Below are 19,179 nucleotides of genomic sequence, written 5' to 3'. Positions count from 1 at the left end.
TCAGGCCTCCCCGACATCGATAATGATGTTGCCGTCGGCATCCGATCGCGCCCGGTCGCCGGGCTCCAGCACCGTGGTGGCGTCCATCTGTTCGAGGATCGCCGGCCCCACGATGACGGCGTCGAGCGGCAACTTTTCCCTACTGTAGACCGGCGTGTCGTACCAGCGCCCGCCATACCAGACAGGCCGGATCTCGCGTCGCGCCTCTTCGAGCGTTTTGGCGCGGCCAGCCGGGTCGATCAGCCGGGACAGATCGATCGCCGGCCGCACGCCGGTGACCGAGGTGTTGAGGTTGACCAGATTGGCGCGGATTTCCGGCAGCTCGACCTTGAAGCGGGCGAAATAGGCCTTCTCGAACAGTTGCTGCAGTACCTCGCGCGTCACCGCAGACGACGGCAGCGGCACGTTGATGATATGCGTCTGGCCGACGAACTGCATATCAGCGGAATGCGTCACGCGGATCATCTCCGGCTTCACCGCTTCCTTGCCGATCAGCTCCTCGCCTTCGTTTCGGTGCCGTTCTAATACTTGGTGAAGCTGAGTTTCGTCGAGCCCCGCCACCGGCTGGTTGACCGTGTTGACGAAGTCGTGCCTGAGATCGGCGACGACGCAGCCGAGCGCATTGGTGATGCCTGGCCGCGCCGGCACCAACACCTTGGGCAAGCCGAGCTCGCGCGCCAGTGCCGTCGCATGCAGCGGCCCGGCGCCGCCGAAGGCGAACAGCGCGAAATCGCGCGGGTCGTGGCCGCGCGACACCGAGACCATGCGGATGGCGCCGGCCATCTTCATGTTGCCGAGCCGCAGCACCGCACCCGCTGCCTCGACGCCGGACAGGCCGGTAGGTCGGCCGATCTTGTCCTCGAATATGCCGGTGACGCGTTCGACGGTGACCGGGTTTTCCACCGCAAGCAGCTTTTTCGGCGCTAGCCGACCGAGCACCAGATTGGCGTCGGTGATGGTCGGCTCCAAGCCGCCGCGTCCGTAGCAGATCGGCCCGGGATTGGCGCCGGCGCTTTCCGGGCCGATCTGGATCAGGCCGGCCGCATCGACACGGGCGATCGAGCCGCCGCCGGCGCCGACCGTATGCACCGCCACCATCGGCACATGGATCGGCATGGCATATTCGATCTCGATCTCGTTCGACACCGCCGGCTCGGCGTTGCGGATCAGCGCCACATCGGTCGAGGTGCCGCCCATGTCGTAGGTGACCAGGTTTTCGAAGCCGGCGCGCTTGCCGGTATAGGCGGCGGCAATGACGCCGGAGGCGGGTCCCGACATGACGGTCTTGGCCGACTCACGTGTGACAAAGCGGGCCGAGATCATGCCGCCATTGCCGTTCATGATCAGGAAGTCGCGGGCGTAGCCTTTTGACGCCAGTTCCTTGCGCAGCCGTTCGACATAGCGTTCGAGGATCGGCTGCACCGAGGCGTTGACCGAAGCGGTCACGCCGCGCTCGAATTCGCGCGCTTCCGAAAGCAGCGCATGGCCTGTCGTGATGTAGCCGTTCGGCCAAAGCTCGGCGGCGATCTCGGCCGCGCGCCGCTCATGCGCCGGGTTGGCGTAGGAATGCAGGAAATGGATGACGAGGGATTCGCAGCCGGCTTCGATCAGTTCTGAAATCGCTGCCCGCATCTCGGCCTCGTCGAGCGGTATGCGCACCGCGCCCGAGGCCTCGACCCGCTCCGACACTTCGAGCCGCAGATCGCGCGGAATGATCGGCACGAAAGTGCCTGTCATGCCGTAGGGTTGCGGCCGTGTCCGCCGGCCTAGCTCGATCACGTCGCGAAAGCCGCGCGTGGTGATCATGCCGGTTTTGGCCAGCCGGCGCTCCAGCACCGCGTTGGTTGTGGTGGTCGTGCCGTGCACGATAAGGTCGATGCCGTCGATCGGAAAGCCGGTGGCACCAAGCGCTGCAACGACGCCGAAGGCCTGGTTGTCGACCGTGGTCGGGGTCTTGGCGATATGCACCCGGCCACCGTCGCGGCCGTCGATCAGAAGCAGGTCGGTAAAGGTGCCGCCGACATCGATACCGGCCACGACGCTGCCCGTCGAATCCAGAGCTTGCGCCGAAAAATTCTGTTCCATTGTCGAAATCCGAAATGCCCGAACTGCTTACATGCCTCAGTTTGGAAAGCTGTTTTACGGCGGCGTCTTGACGCAAATATCGTTTGTATACTAATAAATTCCGGACACAAGAGCTTACCGCTTCGGAGTGTGCAAACGGCACGTCGGAACCTGACCGGTTCGGGCGCGCAGGTGAAGATTTGGCGCCGGCGTTGAGCCGGCCCAGAAGGTTAGGTTTGATGAACACCACATCCGCGTTCAACACCGCCGGTGCCCGGCCGCTGCAGTTTCCGATACCGGCCAATGTCTATGCCGAAACCGTGGTCTCGGTGAAGCATTATACCGACCGGCTGTTTTCGTTCCGCATCACCCGGCCGCAATCACTGCGCTTCCGTTCCGGCGAGTTCGTCATGATCGGCCTGCCCAATGCCGAGAAGCCGGTGTTCCGCGCCTATTCGATCGCCAGCCCTGCCTGGGACGACGAACTCGAATTCTTCTCGATCAAAGTGCCGGACGGCCCGCTCACTTCGGAGCTGCAGAAGATCCAGATCGGCGACACCGTCATCATGCGGCAGAAGTCGACCGGCACGCTGGTGGTCGACGCGCTGACGCCAGCCAAGCGCCTGTTCATGATCTCGACCGGCACCGGTATTGCGCCCTTCGCCAGCCTGCTGCGCGATCCCGACACTTATGAGAAGTTCGAGCAGGTGGTCCTGACCCATACCTGCCGCGACAATGCTGAACTCACCTACGGCCAGGAGTTGGTGGCGGCGCTGGAGAACGATCCACTGATCGGCGAGCTGACTGGTGGCCGCGTCACGCTCTACAATTCAACGACGCGTGAGACCTCCGAGCGCATGGGCCGCATCACCGCGCTGATCGGCTCGGGCAAATTCTACACCGATCTCGGCATCGACAAGCTCAATCCCGAGACCGACCGCATCATGATCTGCGGCTCGATGCATATGCTGAAGGACGTCAAGGAGCTGGCTGAAAGCCACGGCTTCCAGGAAGGCTCGCTGCATCATCCGGCAAGCTTCGTCGTCGAGCGCGCCTTCGTCGGCTAAGGCCCAATGCTTCAATGCCCGATTTCCTAGATTGTGATTTTGACCATATGGTCAAAACCAGCTGTCTTTGCAGCCTTTTTCAGCTATGACCGCATGAGGGACTCGTGAAGCGCTGCTTCACGGTCTATCTTCGGCACAAGTCGCTGAACAAGGGGCAGGAGATGAGCAGCACAATCCGCGAAACCGATCTCGGCACGTCCAAGATCACGCCGCTGCCGGCGCGGCCCGCCGCCAATGCGCCGATGCCGCAGGCCCATGGCATTGCTCGCAATCCCGGCATGAGGCTCGATCTTGGCTTCATGGAATCGATGCGCAGCGTCAACCGCTCGGCGCTGGAACGCCGCGTCGCCAGCCTGACCAAAAGACGCTCGATCAAGGCAGATAACCAGGCCGCCTGGCTGCTGCGCGCTGTCGCCTGCATGGACCTGACGACGCTGAACTCGAACGACACGGAAGAGCGAGTGCGCCGGCTCTGTGCCAAGGCGGTCAACCCGTTCCGTCGCGACATTGCCGAGGGGCTCGGCATTACTGGTGAAAAGATCCGCCCGGCGGCGGTCTGCGTCTATCATCCCTTCGTCGCCACTGCCGTCGAAGCGCTGCGCGGCAGCGGCGTCCATGTCGCCGCCGTTTCGACGGCTTTCCCGCATGGCCTTGCCCCGCTTTCGACACGTCTGCAGGAGATCGAAGCATCGGTCCGCGACGGCGCCGACGAGATCGACGTCGTCATTCCGCGCGGCCTGGTATTCGGGGCGAAATGGCAGGAGCTCTATAACGAGATCGTCTCGATGCGTGCCGCTTGCGGCGAGGCGCATCTGAAGGTGATCCTCGGCACCGGCGACCTCGCCACGCTGCGCAACGTCATGCTCGCCTCGATGGTGGCGATGATGGCGGGTGCGGACTTCATCAAGACCTCGACCGGCAAGGAAAGCGTCAACGCGACGCTGCCGGTCGGCCTTGCGATGGTGCGCGCCATCCGCGCCTATTTCGAGGAAACCGGCTATCTCATCGGCTTCAAGCCGGCCGGCGGCATTTCCACGGCAAAAGCCTCGCTCGATTGGCTGGTGCTGATGAAAGAAGAACTGGGCCGGCCGTGGCTGGAGCCGGAGCTGTTCCGCTTCGGAGCATCGAGCCTTTTGACCGACATCGAGCGCCAGCTCGAGCATCATCTGACCGGCCACTACTCGGCCAATCATCGCCACGCGATGGCGTGATTCGGAGCGCTTCATGAACATTCTCGAACGCTATCACGCCATGGATTACGGCCCGGCGCCGGAAGCCCGCAACGAGGCCGATGCCTGGCTTGCCACGCGGGACTTCGGCAAAGCGCTGTTCATCGGCGGCGACTGGAAAGCCGCCACAAGCGGCAAGACCTTCGACACCAGCGATCCGTCCTCAGGAAAGCTGCTAGCCAAGGTGTCAGACGCTGGTGCCGCCGATATCGACGCGGCCGTTTCGGCCGCCACAAAAGCGCTGCCGAAATGGAGCGCCAGCACCGGTTATCAACGCGCCAAAGTGCTCTATGCCATCGGCCGCGCCATGCAACGTCACCAACGGCTGTTCGCGGTGCTGGAATCGATCGACAATGGCAAGCCGATCCGCGAAAGCCGCGACATCGACGTGCCGCTGGCGATCCGTCATTTCATCCATCACGCCGGCTGGGCGCAGGCGCTGGACAGGGACTTTCCAGGCCATAAGGGCGTCGGCGTCGTCGGCCAGATCATCCCGTGGAACTTCCCGCTCTTGATGCTGGCCTGGAAGATCGCGCCGGCGCTCGCCGCGGGCTGCACCGTGGTGCTCAAACCCGCGGAATTCACGCCGCTCACCGCCATCCTGTTTGCCGAGATCTGTGAACGCGCCGGCGTGCCGAAGGGCGTCGTCAACATCGTCCAGGGCGGGCCGGAGGCGGGCGCGGCTATCGTCAACCATCCCGGCGTCCAGAAGATTGCCTTCACCGGTTCGTCCGAGGTCGGCAAGACCATCCGCAAGGCCACTGCCGGCTCGGGCAAGAAACTGTCGCTGGAGCTTGGCGGCAAGTCGGCCTACGTCGTTTTCGAGGATGCCGATCTCGACAGCGCCGTCGAGGGTCTGGTCGACGGCATCTGGTTCAACCAGGGCCAGGTGTGCTGTGCCGGCTCGCGCCTTCTGGTGCAGGAAGGCATCGCCGACGCCTTCATCGCCAAGGTCAAGACGCGGATGAGCCGGCTGCGCGTCGGCAGCCCGCTCGACAAGAACACCGATATCGGCCCGCTGGTCGATTTGACCCAGCTCGATCGCGTCAAGGGCCTGATCGCCGAAGGCGCCAAGCAGGGCGCAATCTGCTGGCAGCCGGACTCGGCGTTGCCGTCCTCGGGCTATTACCATCTGCCAACGCTGGCGACAGGTGTTTCGCCGGCTAACATTCTGGCACAGGAAGAGGTGTTCGGGCCGGTGCTCGCCACCATGACCTTCCGCAACACCGAGGAAGCGATCGACCTCGCCAACAACACACGCTATGGCTTGGCCGCTTCGGTGTGGAGCGAGAACATCAATCTTGCCCTGCACGTCGCACCGCAATTGAAGGCCGGCGTCGTCTGGGTCAACGGCACCAATATGTTCGACGCCGCCTGCGGTTTCGGCGGCTATCGCGAGAGCGGCTTCGGCCGCGAAGGCGGGCGCGAGGGCATGTTCGAATATCTCTCGGCAAAACTGCCGCTTGGCCCGGTCATCAAACCGGCAACGTCTTCGGCTCAACCTATCGAGCGCCCGGAGGGCGATGCCATCGACCGCACGGCAAAGCTGTTCATCGGCGGCAAGCAGGTCCGGCCGGACGGCAATTATTCCATTGCCGTCGCCAGCGCCAAGGGCAAGCTCGCCGGCGAGGTCGGGCTCGGCAACCGCAAGGATATCCGTGACGCCGTCGCGGCCGCGCGCGCCTGCAAGGCCTGGCCGGAGGCGACCGCCTACAACCGCAGCCAGGTGCTCTACTACCTGGCCGAAAACCTTTCCGGCCGCGCCGACGAGTTTGCCGCCCGTTTGACCCAGCTCACCGGCGCGACCGCCAAGGCGGCGCGCGAAGAGGTCGAACTGTCGATCGAGCGCCTGTTCCTCTATGCCGGCTTGGCCGACAAGTTCGAGGGCCGCGTCCACCAGCCGCCGGCCCGCGCCGTCACACTGGCGCTGCACGAACCGGTCGGCGTCGTCGGTATCGTCGCGTCGGACAACGCACCTTTGCTTGGCCTGATCTCGCTGGTGGCGCCTGTGCTCGCCATGGGCAACACCGTGGTCGCGGTACCATCCGAAAGATACCCGCTGCTTGCCACCGACCTCTACCAGGTCATCGAATATTCCGACATTCCAGCGGGCGCCATCAATATCGTCACAGGCCGCAGCGCCGAACTCGCCGGCGTCCTGGCCAAGCATGACGATGTCGACGGGCTCTGGGTGTTCGCCGATTCCGAGACCTGCGCCAAGGCCGAGGCCGAGTCCATCGGCAATCTCAAGCGCGTCTGGACCGGCAATGGCCACAGCCTCGACTGGGCGTCGGGCGAAGCAGCCGGCAATGCCGTGCTGCGTCGGGCGATCGAGGTCAAGAACGTCTGGGTGCCCTACGGCGACTGAGTGTCCCGGAGGGACGTCCGGGCTTGACGGGTCAAAAGATGTTCTTTACCGAGAAAAAACATTTGGCTGGCAGGCGGATATCGAAACAGGCGGGATGGTAGTGCCCGCCTGGCACATTGCGCCCCGGCCTTGTGCCGGTAAAAAGCCGAACGATCACAGACGGGCGAGGAGAAAAGCATGGCGGATCTGACAGGCAAAATCGTTGTCGTCACGGCGGCGGCGCAAGGCATCGGCCGGGCGAGCGCGCTGGCTTTCGCCAAGGCAGGCGCCGTCGTCCATGCCACCGACATTAACGAGGTTGTGCTCGCCGACCTCGGCAAGACCCCCAGCATCAACACCCGCAAGCTGGATGTGCTGAACGACGAGGCGGTGAACGCCGCTTTTGCCGAGATCGGCGCCGTCGACGTGCTGTTCAATTGCGCCGGCTTCGTCCATTCCGGCTCGATCCTCGAGATGAAGGACGGCGATCTCGACTTTGCCTATGACCTCAATGTCCGCTCGATGATCCGCACCATCCGCGCCGTGCTGCCCGGCATGCTGGAGCGCGGCGACGGCTCGATCATCAACATGGCGTCGCTGGCCAGTTCGACCAAGGGCGTGCCTAACCGCTTCGTTTACGGGCTGACCAAGGCAGCCGTCATCGGCCTGACCAAATCGGTCGCCGCCGACTATGTCGGCAAGGGCATACGCTGCAATGCGATCTGTCCGGGCACGGTCGAAAGCCCGTCGCTGCAGGACCGCATGCATGCGCAGGGCGACTACGACGCAGCCCGCGCCGCTTTCATCGCCCGCCAGCCGATGGGCCGCCTCGGCACGCCCGAGGAAATCGCCGACCTCGCCGTCTATCTCGCCGGTGCCACCTATACGTCGGGGCAGGCTTATAATATCGACGGTGGCTGGTCGATCTAAGAGGCCATTTGAAAACCCTACTCCGCCGGGCGCCTGACGCGGCTTTCTGCGCTTCCGGTGCTCACGTACTTTAAGTACGCTCCGCTCCGGTTCTCGAAACCCACGCCATTCGCCGCAGCGGAGCGAGTTTGCAAACGGCCTCTGGTCGCAACTGGGAGAAAACTGTATGAAACTGCTGCGCTATGGCGAGGCGGGGAGCGAACGCCCCGGCCTGCTCGATGCCGATGGAACGATCCGCGACCTCTCCGCCCATGTCACCGACATTGCCGGCAAGGCGCTTGACCCGGCATCGCTTGAGACATTGTCGAAGCTCGACGTGAAATCGCTGCCGGTGGTTTCCGGCAAGCCGCGCATCGGCGCCTGCGTCGCCGGCACCGGCAAATTCATCTGCATCGGCCTCAACTATTCCGATCACGCTGCCGAAACCGGCGCCACCGTGCCGCCGGAGCCGATCATCTTCATGAAGGCAAGCTCGGCCATTGTCGGGCCGAACGACGACGTGCTGATCCCGCGCGGCTCGGTCAAGACCGACTGGGAAGTTGAGCTCGGCGTGGTCATCGGCAGAAAAGCGAAATATGTCACCGAGGCCGAGGCGCTGGACTATGTCGCCGGCTACTGCGTCGCGCATGACGTCTCCGAGCGCGCCTTCCAGGCCGAGCGGCAGGGCCAGTGGACCAAGGGCAAGAGCTGCGACACGTTCGGGCCGATCGGTCCGTGGCTGGTGACCAAGGACGAGGTCAAGGACCCGCAGAACATCCCGATGTGGCTGACGGTCAACGGCAAGACCATGCAGAACGGCTCGACCAAGACCATGGTCTTCGGCGTCGCTTATCTCGTCTCCTATCTCAGCCAGTTCATGTCGCTGCATCCCGGCGACATCATCTCGACCGGCACGCCGCCCGGCGTCGGCCTCGGCATGAAGCCGCCGGTGTTCCTGAAGCCAGGCGACGTCGTCGAGCTCGGTATTGAAGGGCTTGGTATACAGAAGCAGACGTTCAAGGCGGATTTGTAGGCGTTTCACTTTGGCAAGTTTGCGCCGCCCCTCATCTGCCTGCCGGCATCTTCTCCCCGTATAGTGACGGGGAGAAGGACGAAGCTCCAGCGCTGACGCCCCCCTCTCCCCGTCTCTATACGGGGAGAGGGTAAGGGTGAGGGGCAGCGCCAACCTTTGCCGCGAAGCTACTTCAGCACCTTCCCATCGGCTCCAAACCGGTATGTCTTCGCCGGATCCGGCGTCGCATAGAGCGTGGCACCAGGCTCAGCGTTATAGACGCCAAAAATGCGCACGGTGATCAGGCCGGCCATCTCGCAGTCGAGATAGAGGTTGGTGTCGGCGCCGAGATGCTCGGCATGGACGACCGTGCCTTTCCAGGCGCCGGATTTGGGATCGACCGTCAAATGTTCGGGACGGACGCCGATGGTCTTTGCCGTTTCGCCAAGCCTGGCACCGTCGACGAAATTCATCTTCGGTGAGCCGATGAACCCGGCGACGAATTCATTTGCCGGCGAATTGTAAAGCTCCATCGGTCCGCCGATCTGCTCGATCTTGCCTGCGTTGAGCACGACGATCTTGTCGGCCAGCGTCATCGCCTCGACCTGGTCGTGGGTGACATAGATCATCGTTGCCTTCAGCCGGCGATGCAATTGCGCAATCTCCAGCCTGGTGTTGACGCGCAGCGCGGCATCGAGGTTCGACAGCGGCTCGTCGAACAGAAAAAGCTTTGGTTCGCGCACGACGGCACGGCCGATGGCGACGCGCTGGCGCTGGCCGCCGGACAATTCGGCCGGCCGCCTCTCGAGATAGGGCTCCAGCGACAGCATCGACGAAGCGATGCCGATGCGGCGGTCGATCTCGGCCGCCGGCGTGCCTGCCTGCTTGAGGCCGAGGCCCATATTGTTCTTCACCGTCAGATGCGGGTAGAGCGCGTAGGTCTGGAACACCATGGCGATGCCGCGCTTGGCCGGCGGCGTTGCGGAGACGTCCGCGCCGTCAATGACCACGCGGCCCGAGGTCGAGTCCTCCAGTCCGGCAATGACCCTCAGCAGCGTCGACTTCCCACAGCCGGATGGACCGACGAAGACGACGAACTCGCCGTCGGTCACCTCGAGGTTGATGCCCTTCAGCACCTCGACCGGCCCGAAGGCCTTTTTCACGTTCTCGATGTTCAGCGAGCCCACGGCTTAGTCCCTGTTCTAGAGTTTCACGGCGAGGCCGCTGCGCACGCTCTCGTCTGCGGCCAGGCAGACGGCGAGCGACTTCACCGCGTCGTCCATGTGGCGGGTCAAGTCCAGATCCTCGCGGATCGCCTTCAGCACAAACGCCTGTTCCAGGTCGCAGAGGTCCTGATGGCCGGGCTCGCCTTGCATCGACAGCATCTCGTCCGGTTTGGCGAACTTGCCGTCGGCGCCGGTCGCCGCACTGTGCAGGCGGATGGTCGAGGTCTTGGTGTGGGTGTCGATGTCGTCGGACCTGGCGCCCTCTTTCATGACGATCGACACGCAGCCATTGGGCGAGATCACGTCTTTCACGAAGAAAGCCGTCTCCGAAATCATCGGCCCCCAGCCGGCCTCGTACCAGCCGACCGAGCCGTCGTCGAACAGCACCTGCAGGTGCCCGTAATTGTACATCGACGGTGCAATCTCGTCGCTCAGCCGCAGCCCCATACCGCGCACCTCGACCGGCCTGGCGTCGGTGATCTGCAGCATCACGTCGAGATAATGCACGCCGCAATCGACGATCGGCGACGTCGTCTGCATCAGCTGCTTGTGCGTCTCCCAGGTATGTCCGGAGGATTGCTGGTTGAGATTCATGCGGAACACGTAAGGGCCGCCGAGCTTCCGCGCCTCGGCGATCAGCCTGATCCAGGACGGGTGATGGCGCAGGATATAGCCGATCACCAGTTTTCTGCCGCTGGCTTTGGCCGCCGCGACGACGCGCTCTGCATCCGCGACCGTCGTTGCCAGCGGCTTTTCGAGGAAGACGTGGCAGCCGGCCTCGAATGCCTTGACCGCATAATCGGCATGGCTGTCGGAATAGGTGGCGATGCAGGCGACGTCGGGCCGTTCGTCACGCAGCGCCTCGTCGAAGGAACGCCGGATGCCGTAGGTTGAAAGCCCTTCCGGCAGCGGCACATCGGAGCGGTTGACCAGCGCGGCGATCTGGAATCCCGGATTGGTGTGATAGGCCAGCGCATGGCTGCGCCCCATATTGCCGAGCCCGGCGACGACAACGCGGAGAGGTGTTTGCGAACTCACTTGACCGCTCCCGAAGTAATGCCGCGGATCAGCTGCCGCGAGAAAATGACGTAGAGGATCAGCACCGGCATGATCGCCAGCGACAGTGCGGCCAGAATGGCGTTCCAGTTGGTGACGAACTGGCCGAGGAACAATTGCGCGCCGAGCGTCACCGTCTTGGTCTCCTCCGACGGCGCCAGGATCAGCGGGAACCATAGATCGTTCCAGATCGGGATCATGGTGAAGACCGCGACCGTCGCCATCGATGGCCGCACCAGCGGCAGCACCAGCCGGAAAAAGATGGTGTATTCAGACAGGCCATCGATCCTGCCCGCATTCTTCAGATCGTCGGAGACCTGCTTCATGAATTCCGACAGGATGAAGACGGCAAGCGGCAGGCCTTGCGCCGTGTAGACCAGGATCAGCGCCGTCAGCGTGTTGACCAGTCCGCTGGCCACCATCAACTGCAGGATGGCGACGGTGCCGAGGCGGATCGGGATCATGATGCCGAGCGCCAGATAAAGCCCCGTCAGCGAATTACCCCGGAAGCGGTATTCGGACAGCGCGAACGCAGCCATGGCGCCGAACAAAAGCACGAAGAACAGCGAGGCGACGGTGACGACAAGGCTGTTCTGGAAATAGTGGATGAAGTCGCCCTGACCGATCACCGTGGTGTAGCCGATCAGATCGAAGGTCCCTGGCGTCGGCGGGGTCAGCGGCGCGCCGAAGATACCGGCACGTGATTTGAACGAATTCATGATGACGAGGATGACCGGAAACAGCGCGATCGCCGTGTAGGTCAAAAGGATCGCATGCGCGCCGATGGTGCGGGGCAGCGAACGGGTTGCGGTGCTCATGGTCGCGCTCCCCTAAAACTGATAGCGACGCAAGCGCGTCTGCACGAGGAACAGATAGACGCAGACGCCGCCGAGGATGATCAGGAACATCATCGTGGCGATCGCAGCTCCCATATTGGGGTCGCCAACCTGCAACTGGAAGCCGAAGAAGGCGCGGTAGAGGAAGGTGCCGAGAATATCCGTTGAATAGTTCGGCCCGGCCAACGCGCCTTGCGCGGTGTAGATCAGGTCGAAAGCGTTGAAATTGCCGACGAAGGTCAGGATCGAGATGATGCCGATCGACGGCAGGATCAGCGGCAGCTTGATCTTCCAGAACTGCGCCATCCCGGTGATCCCATCGCATTCGGCGGCCTCGATCACCTCTTCGGGGATGGACAGCAGTGCCGCGTAGATCAGCATCATCGGGATGCCGACGAACTGCCACACCGAGATCAGGCTGAGCGCGGTCAGCGCATATTGCGCCTTGCCGAGCCAGGGCGTGAACAGGCTTTTCAGGCCGACAAGGTCCATCATATGCGGTGCCACGCCCCATAGCGGCGACAGGATCAGCTTCCAGGCAAAGCCGACGATGACGAAAGACAGAATCGTCGGCACGAAGATCGCCGTGCGGTAGAAGGCGGAAAACCGCAGCCTGGGGCTGGACAGAAGTGCCGCCAAAAGGACGCCGATCGGGTTCTGCACCAGCATGTGGATGATGAAGAACCAGACATTGTTCCGCAGCGCGTTCCAGAAATTGACCGACCAGTTGGGATCGCCGAACAGCATGCGGAAATTTTCCAGTCCGACGAACACCTGCGACTGATTGATGTTGCGGAACAGCGACAGCTGCAGCGTTCCGGCCAGCGGCAGGATCATGATCGCCGTATAGACCAGCAACGCCGGCGCCAGGAAAACGCCGATATGCCAGCGGAACGGTCTTTTCGGTACTGCGGCCATGCGTTCGGTCCCCGCCGATCAGGTCTTGCTATTGCCGTCAAAGGGCACGGCGCCTCCCTCCCCCTCGAGGGGAGGGTGCTTCGCGAAGCGAGGCGGGTGGGGTCGGCAGAGGCAGCGCGCCATCGTCGTTCGACCGCGCTTTCCAACAACGATCAAGCCGCGGCCTGCCTCGACCGACCCCCTCTGTCGCCTTCAGCGACATCTCCCCCTCGAGGGGGGAGACAACGCTTCGCCGCGCCTTACTTCGCCGGCTTGTACCAGCTGTCGAGGCCGTCCTGCAGCTTCTTGGCGGCAGCCTCCGGCGTGTCGGTGCCGTTGATGACGTTGGCCGATTCAACCCACGTTTCGTTTTCGAGGTTCGGCGTGCCGCGCGACAGGATCTGGTAGGTCGAGCGGATCGTCGACTTGCACTTGCCGCGCCAGGAGACGAATTCCTGGGCCAGCGGGTCTTCCATCTTCACGGGGGTGTTGTTCAGGCTGAAGAAGCCCGGCAGCGCGTTGGCGTAGATGGTGGCGAAGTCCGGCGAGGCCACCCAGGACAGGAAGGTCTTGGCCGCATCCGCGTTCTTCGAGGCCGCATTGAGGCCCATGCCGATGTCGGTGTGGTCGGAGATGTAGCAGGTGTCGCCGGCCTTCTGTACCGGCGGCGGGAACGCGCCCATCTTGAACTGTGCCTGCGTGTTGAACAGGCCGATTTCCCACGAACCGGCCGGGTAGATGGCGGCGCGGCCGAGCGTGAACAGGTTCTGGCTGTCCGGATAGGTCTGCGCCTCGAAGCCGTCGCCGAGATAGTCCTTCCACTTGGCCAGTTCCTTGTAGGGCTCGACCCACTGCGGATCGGTCAGCTTCTGCTCGCCCTTGATCAGTGCCAGGCGGCCTTCCTCGCCCTTCCAGTAGTTCGGGCCGATGTTCTGGTAGCCCATGGTCGCCGCTTCCCAGAGATCCTTGGTGCCCATCGCCATCGGGATGTAGGTGCCGTCGGCCTTGATCTTGTCGAGCGCGGCGTAGAACTCCTCATTGGTCGTCGGCACCTTGATGCCGAGCTTGTCAAAGGCGTCCTTGTTGTAGATGAAGCCATGGATGACCGAGGCCATCGGCACGCAGAAGCTCGACTTGCCGTCGTCGGTCTGCCAGGCCGCCTTGGCAACATCGGAGAAGTTCTCCATGCCGGGCAGGGTCGAGATATCGGCGAGGTTGCCCTTCTTGAAGAGTTCCAGCGACTTGTCGAACGGGCGGCAGGTGATCAGGTCGCCGGCCGAGCCGGCGGCGAGCTTGGCGCCGAGGGCGGCGTCATACTCGGTTGGCGCCGACGGCGCGAACACCACCTTGATGCCCGGGTTCTTGGCTTCGAAGGCCGGGATCAGCTTGTCCTTCCAGATGGCAAGGTCGTCGCCGCGCCAGCTTTCGATGTTGAGCGTTACGTCGTCGGCATAAGCCACCCCGGCGGAGCCGAGAATGCTGGTGCCGAGAAGAAGTGCCGTCAGTAGCTTCGTTGTCATGCTCAGTCTCCCTGTTGACCTTTTTCAGGTTCGGTTTTGATGAGAACAGAGGCATTGCGCCCCTTGCTCCCCTCGATCGCGGAAAGGGCTGGCCGCAGCTTGTGGCCGGTCCCTTCCAATATCTTCTCGGCCGCATCGGCGCTGGCGGCGCCGGCGGCGAGCAGAATGGCGGTCTTGACGACGCCGCCGCTCCTTTCGAGCAGGCGCGCCGCCTCGTTCTTGTCGCGCCCGCTGATGGCGGCGACGATGCGAGCGGCGCGGTCGCGCAGCTTGATGTTGTCGGCCATGAGGTTGACCATGTAGCCGTCATGGACATGGCCGAGATGGATCGCGGCCAGCGTCGACAGCATGTTGAGCGCGATCTTCTGGGCGGTGCCGGCGCCCATGCGCGTCGAGCCGGCAATCAGCTCCGGCGGCGTTTCGAGCAGGATTGCGATGTCGGCCAGCCGCAGCAGCGGCGCATCCCGGTTGTTGGCGATGGCAATGGTCGCCGCGCCGCGGCGCCTGGCGTCCTCGATCGCCCTGACAGCATAAGGTGTCGAGCCACTGGCCGAGACGGCGATCAGGCAGTCGCCCTTGCCGATGCGGGCGGCAGCAACCGCTGCCGAAGCTTCCTCGGTGTCGTCCTCCGGCCCGCCGGCCAGTGTCTTGAAGGCCTCGTCGCCGCCGGCGATCAGGATGGCGATGCGGTCGCGCTGGATGCCGAACGTGCCCGGCAACTCCAGCGCATCGGCCAGTGCCATCAGGCCCGAACTGCCGGCAGCCGCATAGGCGAGCTTGCCGCCGCTTTTGAGTCTGCTTGCGATGATTTCGGCTGCCGCGGCAATGGCAGGAATGGCGCCGTGCACAGCCTTGGCGGCCTCGATCTGTGCGTTGGCCAAACAGGAAAGGACGGCTTCCGGGGCCTGGATATCCAGTCCCTCGGCGTTGTGGTGAAGCGCTTCGGTGCGCGTTTCGGCCATCCGCTTTCCTCCAATCGAGAAAACCATACCAAAAAAATACCACTTGTCCACATGCATTAATGAAATCATTGCGCTGGGGCAGACCTGCGGACCAAATCGGCTTATTTTCCAAGAAGGTAGGCGTTAACCTTGTTGAAATGGAAATTAATCCTTGGCTATTGGTATTTTATTGGTATTATCCGCCCGGAGGAGAAATCGCGTGAAATTCGTGCTCGGCATCGATGGCGGCGGCACCAGCTGCAGGGCGGCCCTTGCAACGGCCGAGGGCATCGTCCTCGGCCGCGCCAAAAGCGGCGCCGCCAACATCCGAACCGATCTCACCGGCGCCAGGACAAACATCGTCGACGCAGCGCAGCAGGCCTTTGTCGCCGCGGGCAGAGATCCCGCACTGATCCCGCAAACTCCGGCCGTTCTCGGCCTTGCCGGCGCCAATGTCGGCACCTACAGGCAGCAGCTCGAAGCGATCCTGCCGTTCCGCATCAGCCGCGTCGAGACCGACGCGGAGATCGCGCTGGAAGGCGCGGTCGGCTCCGGCGACGGCGCCATGGCCATCCTCGGCACCGGCACCGCCTATATGGCACGCAAACAAGGCAAGTCGCGCGCCATCGGCGGCTGGGGTTTCCAGGTCGGCGACCAGGGCAGCGGCGCCCGCATCGGCCGCGACCTGCTCGAGCAAACGCTGCTCGCCTATGACGGCATCCGCCAGGGATCACCGTTGACGCAAGCCATGCTCGCCATCTTCCGCAACAATCCCGAGGATGTGGTCGAATTCACCACCAATGCCAAGCCCGGAGACTTCGGCGGCTTCGCGCCCAAGGTGTTCGAACATGCCGAAAAAGGCGACGTTGTCGCTATTTGGATCCTCGACAAGGCGGTCGCCGATGTCGAGGCAGCACTTGGCGTGCTCGACCTCGGTGACGACGATCCGCTCTGCCTGCTCGGCGGCCTGGCGCCGCTTTATGCGCCGCGCCTGTCGGCCCGCTACCGGGCGCTGCTGAACCCGCCGCTCGACGACGCGCTGGGCGGCGCGGTTCAGATGGCGGTTCGGATTTTCGCAAACACGGCGGAGGCAGCGCGATGAGCGAGGCGGCCGACCAGATATTCGCGGCGCTGAGACAATCGTCGCAGAGTGGCGCGCCACTCTATCTGCAGCTCAGGAAGAGCATCGAGGACGCCGTCAAACGCGGACTGATCGGACCGGGCGATGCGCTGCCTTCCGAGCGCGACATCGCCAGCAAGGCCGACATTTCGCGCGTCACCGTGCGCAAGGCGGTGCAGGACCTGGTCAAGGGCGGCATCCTCGTCCAGCGCCATGGTTCCGGTACCTTCGTTGCGCCGCGCATGGAGCGCGTCGAGCAGTCGCTGTCGATGCTGACCTCGTTTACCGAAGACATGGCGCGGCGCGGCATGGCGGTGCGTTCGGCCTGGCTCGACCGCGGCCTCTATCCGCCGTCGCCCGACGAGATGATGGTGCTCGGCCTGGCGTCGAACGAATTGGTTGCGCGCGTGGCGCGCCTTCGCATCGCCAACGACACGCCGCTGGCGATCGAGCGCGCCTCGCTATCGACAAGCGTGCTGCCCGATCCGGCGGCGATCGGTTCGTCGCTCTACGCGGCGCTGGAAAAGACCGGCAACAGGCCGGTGCGGGCGGTGCAGCGCATTTCCGCCACCAATCTCGGCGATGGCGACGCACATCTGCTGGAAGTGCCGCCGGGCATTGCCGGCCTGCATATCGAGCGTATCTCCTATCTGGCGAGCGGCAAGGTGATCGAGTTCACCCGCTCCATCTACAGAGGCGACGCCTATGATTTTGTCGCCGAACTCCGGCTGAGCGGGCCGGGCGAAGAGGGCCGGCCATGACCGCAACAACGACCCATATGCGGCGCGAGATCGAGGAGATCCCGGAGGCCACCGCCCGCCTGCTCGACGGCTCGGCCGCGGTGCTGACGGAAGCCGGACGCGGCATTCGCGAGCGCGATCCGAATTTCATCGTCACAGTGGCGCGCGGCTCGTCCGATCATGCCGCGACCTTCATGAAATATGCCGTGGAGCTGACCGCCGGGCTGGCGGTCGCATCGGTCGGCCCGTCGATCGCCTCGATCTATGGCGCCAAGCTGAAGCTGGGCGGCTCGGCCTGCCTGGCTATCTCGCAATCCGGCAAGAGCCCGGACATAGTTGCCATGGCGCAAGCGGCGCGGGCCGGCGGTTCGCTTACCGTCGCCATCACCAACACCGCCGATTCGCCGCTGGCGCGCGCCTGCGACTACGCGATCGACATCCTGGCCGGACCGGAGCGCAGCGTTGCGGCGACGAAGACTTTCGTCAATTCGGCCGTCGCCGGGCTCGCCTTGATGGCGCATTGCACCGGCGACGACAAACTCCTGGCAGCACTCGCCCGCTTGCCGGAGCATTTTCGCAAGGCGATCGCTTGCGACTGGATGGCGCTGGCTGGGGCACTTGAGACGCCGAAATCGCTGTTCATCCTTGGCCGGGGCCCGTCGGCGGCGATCGCCAACGAGGCGGCGCTGAAATTCAAGGAAACCTGCGCCATGCATGCCGAGGCCTATAGCGCCGCCGAAGTCATGCACGGCCCGCTGGCGCTGGTCGGTCCCGGCTTCCCGGTGCTGGCACTTGCCGCCCGCGATGCATCCGAGCCGTCGGTGGCCGGTGCCGCCGATAGCCTGGCCGGCAAGGGCGCCGCCGTCTTTGTGACGTCGAACAAGGCAAAGAGCGCGCAGCCGCTGCCGCATGTCGCCACCGGTCATCCGCTGACCGACCCGCTGACACTGATCGTGTCGTTCTATGGTTTCGTCGAGGCTTTTGCACGCCATCGCGGCCTCGACCCCGACACGCCGCCCAATTTGCGCAAGGTGACGGAAACGCTATGAGCGACCGTTTTGCCCTGACTGGCGCCCGGATTTTCGATGGCGACGACTGGCACGACAATGCGGCGCTTGTCGTGCGCGACGGCCTAGTCGAGGCCATCGTTGCCGCCGGCGCCATTCCACCCAATGTTGCGCGTATCGAGACCGGCGGCATGCTGGCGCCTGGCTTCGTCGATCTGCAGGTCAATGGCGGCGGCGGCGTCATGCTCAACGACCATCCCGACGTCGCCTCGATCGAGACCATCTGCCGGGCGCACGCGCCCTTCGGCACGGCGGCGCTGTTGCCGACGCTGATCACCGACACGTCCGAGATCACCGCCGCGGCGGTTGCGGCCGGAGCCGAGGCGGCACGGAGGAAGGTGCCGGGATTCCTGGGCCTGCATCTCGAAGGGCCGCATCTTTCGATCGCCCGCAAGGGCGCGCATGACCCGGCTTTGATCCGGCCGATGCTAGACCCCGACCAGGCGATGCTGATCGCCGCACGGAAAAACCTGCCCGTGCTGCTGACGACGGTGGCGCCCGAATCCGTCGAGCCCGGCCAGGTGTCGGCGCTCAGCAAGGCCGGCATTGTCGTCAGCATCGGCCATTCCGATACCGGCTATGCCGCGGCTCGCGCCTTTGCCGAGGCCGGCGCAACGGTGGTCACCCATCTGTTCAATGCGATGAGCCAGATCGGCAATCGCGAGGCGGGGCTGGCGGGCGCGGCAATCGATACCGGCACATTCTATGCCGGCATCATCGCCGACGGCATCCACGTCGATCCGGCCACCATGGCCATCGCCTTGCGCGCCAAGCAGGGGCCCGGCAAGATCCTGCTCGTCACCGACGCCATGGCGACGATCGGCACCGACATGACCTCGTTCACGCTGAACGGCCGCACCATCCACCGCAAGGATGGCAGGCTGACACTTGCCGATGGCACGCTGGCGGGCGCGGATCTCGATATGATTTCCGCCGTGCGCTTCGTGCACCGCGTCGTCGGCCTTGGCCTTGACGAAGCCTTGCGCATGGCCTCGCTCTATCCGGCGCAGGCGATCGGCCAGTCGCACCGGCTCGGGCGCTTCGCCAAGGGCACCGCCGCCAACATCGTTTCGCTGTCGGACGATCTGGCCATGAAAAGCGTCTGGATCGATGGCGCCAAGGTTTTTGCAGCCAGCCCTGCTCGTTAG

General features: G+C 64.0%; 16 protein-coding genes. 9 read left to right on the top strand and 7 right to left on the bottom strand.

What is annotated here, in order from left to right; genetic code table 11:
• Entirely contained in the window at positions 1–2,085 is a 2,085-nt protein-coding gene (locus tag NKI95_RS09440) for a hydantoinase/oxoprolinase family protein (protein ID WP_352716199.1), read from the bottom strand.
• A gap of 218 nt (positions 2,086–2,303) precedes the next feature.
• On the opposite strand from NKI95_RS09440, the gene NKI95_RS09435 reads away from it, so the two are divergent.
• The 5 genes from NKI95_RS09435 (at position 2,304) to NKI95_RS09415 (ending at position 8,649) form a co-directional block, all read left to right on the top strand.
• Positions 2,304–3,131 carry a ferredoxin--NADP reductase gene (locus tag NKI95_RS09435; protein WP_352716196.1) on the top strand — a complete coding sequence of 276 codons (828 nt, stop codon included), beginning with the start codon at positions 2,304–2,306 and terminating at the stop codon, positions 3,129–3,131.
• A 161-nt stretch (positions 3,132–3,292) separates the two neighbouring features.
• Entirely contained in the window at positions 3,293–4,342 is a 1,050-nt protein-coding gene (gene deoC / locus NKI95_RS09430) for a deoxyribose-phosphate aldolase (RefSeq protein ID WP_352716194.1), read from the top strand.
• A gap of 13 nt (positions 4,343–4,355) precedes the next feature.
• Positions 4,356–6,728 carry an aldehyde dehydrogenase family protein gene (locus tag NKI95_RS09425; protein WP_352716192.1) on the top strand — a complete coding sequence of 791 codons (2,373 nt, stop codon included), beginning with the start codon at positions 4,356–4,358 and terminating at the stop codon, positions 6,726–6,728.
• A gap of 177 nt (positions 6,729–6,905) precedes the next feature.
• Positions 6,906–7,637: an SDR family oxidoreductase gene (locus NKI95_RS09420; protein WP_352716189.1), complete on the top strand. Its 732-nt coding sequence runs from the start codon at positions 6,906–6,908 to the stop codon at positions 7,635–7,637.
• Positions 7,638–7,803: 166 nt separating this feature from the next.
• On the top strand, positions 7,804–8,649 hold the full coding sequence (locus tag NKI95_RS09415; protein WP_352716188.1) for a fumarylacetoacetate hydrolase family protein: 846 nt from the start codon (positions 7,804–7,806) through the stop codon (positions 8,647–8,649).
• Between the two features lie 167 nt (positions 8,650–8,816).
• On the opposite strand, the gene NKI95_RS09410 is transcribed toward NKI95_RS09415, so the two are convergent.
• The 6 genes from NKI95_RS09410 to NKI95_RS09385 form a co-directional block, all read right to left on the bottom strand.
• On the bottom strand, positions 8,817–9,815 hold the full coding sequence (locus NKI95_RS09410) for an ABC transporter ATP-binding protein (RefSeq protein ID WP_352716186.1): 999 nt from the start codon (positions 9,813–9,815) through the stop codon (positions 8,817–8,819).
• Between the two features lie 15 nt (positions 9,816–9,830).
• Positions 9,831–10,892 carry a Gfo/Idh/MocA family protein gene (locus NKI95_RS09405; RefSeq protein WP_352716183.1) on the bottom strand — a complete coding sequence of 354 codons (1,062 nt, stop codon included), beginning with the start codon at positions 10,890–10,892 and terminating at the stop codon, positions 9,831–9,833.
• The gene (locus tag NKI95_RS09400) at positions 10,889–11,728 is read right to left on the bottom strand and encodes a carbohydrate ABC transporter permease (protein ID WP_352716181.1); all 840 of its coding nucleotides are present in this window, start codon (positions 11,726–11,728) and stop codon (positions 10,889–10,891) included. Before NKI95_RS09400 ends, NKI95_RS09405 begins: the two co-directional genes overlap by 4 nt.
• A gap of 12 nt (positions 11,729–11,740) precedes the next feature.
• A complete protein-coding gene (locus tag NKI95_RS09395) occupies positions 11,741–12,664 on the bottom strand; it encodes a carbohydrate ABC transporter permease (protein WP_352716179.1) in 924 nt (307 codons plus the stop codon).
• A gap of 239 nt (positions 12,665–12,903) precedes the next feature.
• Positions 12,904–14,163 carry an ABC transporter substrate-binding protein gene (locus tag NKI95_RS09390; protein WP_352716177.1) on the bottom strand — a complete coding sequence of 420 codons (1,260 nt, stop codon included), beginning with the start codon at positions 14,161–14,163 and terminating at the stop codon, positions 12,904–12,906.
• 2 nt (positions 14,164–14,165) lie between these two features.
• Complete coding sequence (locus NKI95_RS09385) at positions 14,166–15,125, bottom strand: N-acetylmuramic acid 6-phosphate etherase (protein ID WP_352716175.1); 960 nt, start codon at positions 15,123–15,125, stop codon at positions 14,166–14,168.
• A gap of 199 nt (positions 15,126–15,324) precedes the next feature.
• On the opposite strand from NKI95_RS09385, the gene NKI95_RS09380 reads away from it, so the two are divergent.
• From NKI95_RS09380 to nagA, 4 genes are read left to right on the top strand one after another with little or no spacing between them, the layout of a single operon-like run.
• Positions 15,325–16,206, top strand: coding sequence for a glucosamine kinase nucleotide-binding domain-containing protein (locus tag NKI95_RS09380; RefSeq protein ID WP_352716173.1), 882 nt, complete (start codon positions 15,325–15,327; stop codon positions 16,204–16,206).
• Positions 16,203–16,985 (top strand): GntR family transcriptional regulator, encoded by a 783-nt coding sequence (locus NKI95_RS09375; RefSeq protein ID WP_292664124.1) that lies wholly within the window; start codon positions 16,203–16,205, stop codon positions 16,983–16,985. The genes NKI95_RS09380 and NKI95_RS09375 overlap by 4 nt, the downstream gene beginning before the upstream one ends.
• Positions 16,982–18,013 (top strand): SIS domain-containing protein, encoded by a 1,032-nt coding sequence (locus tag NKI95_RS09370; RefSeq protein ID WP_352716171.1) that lies wholly within the window; start codon positions 16,982–16,984, stop codon positions 18,011–18,013. The genes NKI95_RS09375 and NKI95_RS09370 overlap by 4 nt, the downstream gene beginning before the upstream one ends.
• On the top strand, positions 18,010–19,179 hold the full coding sequence (gene nagA, locus NKI95_RS09365; RefSeq protein WP_352716168.1) for an N-acetylglucosamine-6-phosphate deacetylase: 1,170 nt from the start codon (positions 18,010–18,012) through the stop codon (positions 19,177–19,179). Before NKI95_RS09370 ends, nagA begins: the two co-directional genes overlap by 4 nt.

It is taken from the genome of Mesorhizobium sp. M0306 (assembly GCF_040321655.1).
GTDB lineage: Bacteria > Pseudomonadota > Alphaproteobacteria > Rhizobiales > Rhizobiaceae > Mesorhizobium.
Note: the sequence above shows the minus strand (reverse complement) of the source record. Positions and strands in the feature narration are given on the sequence as shown.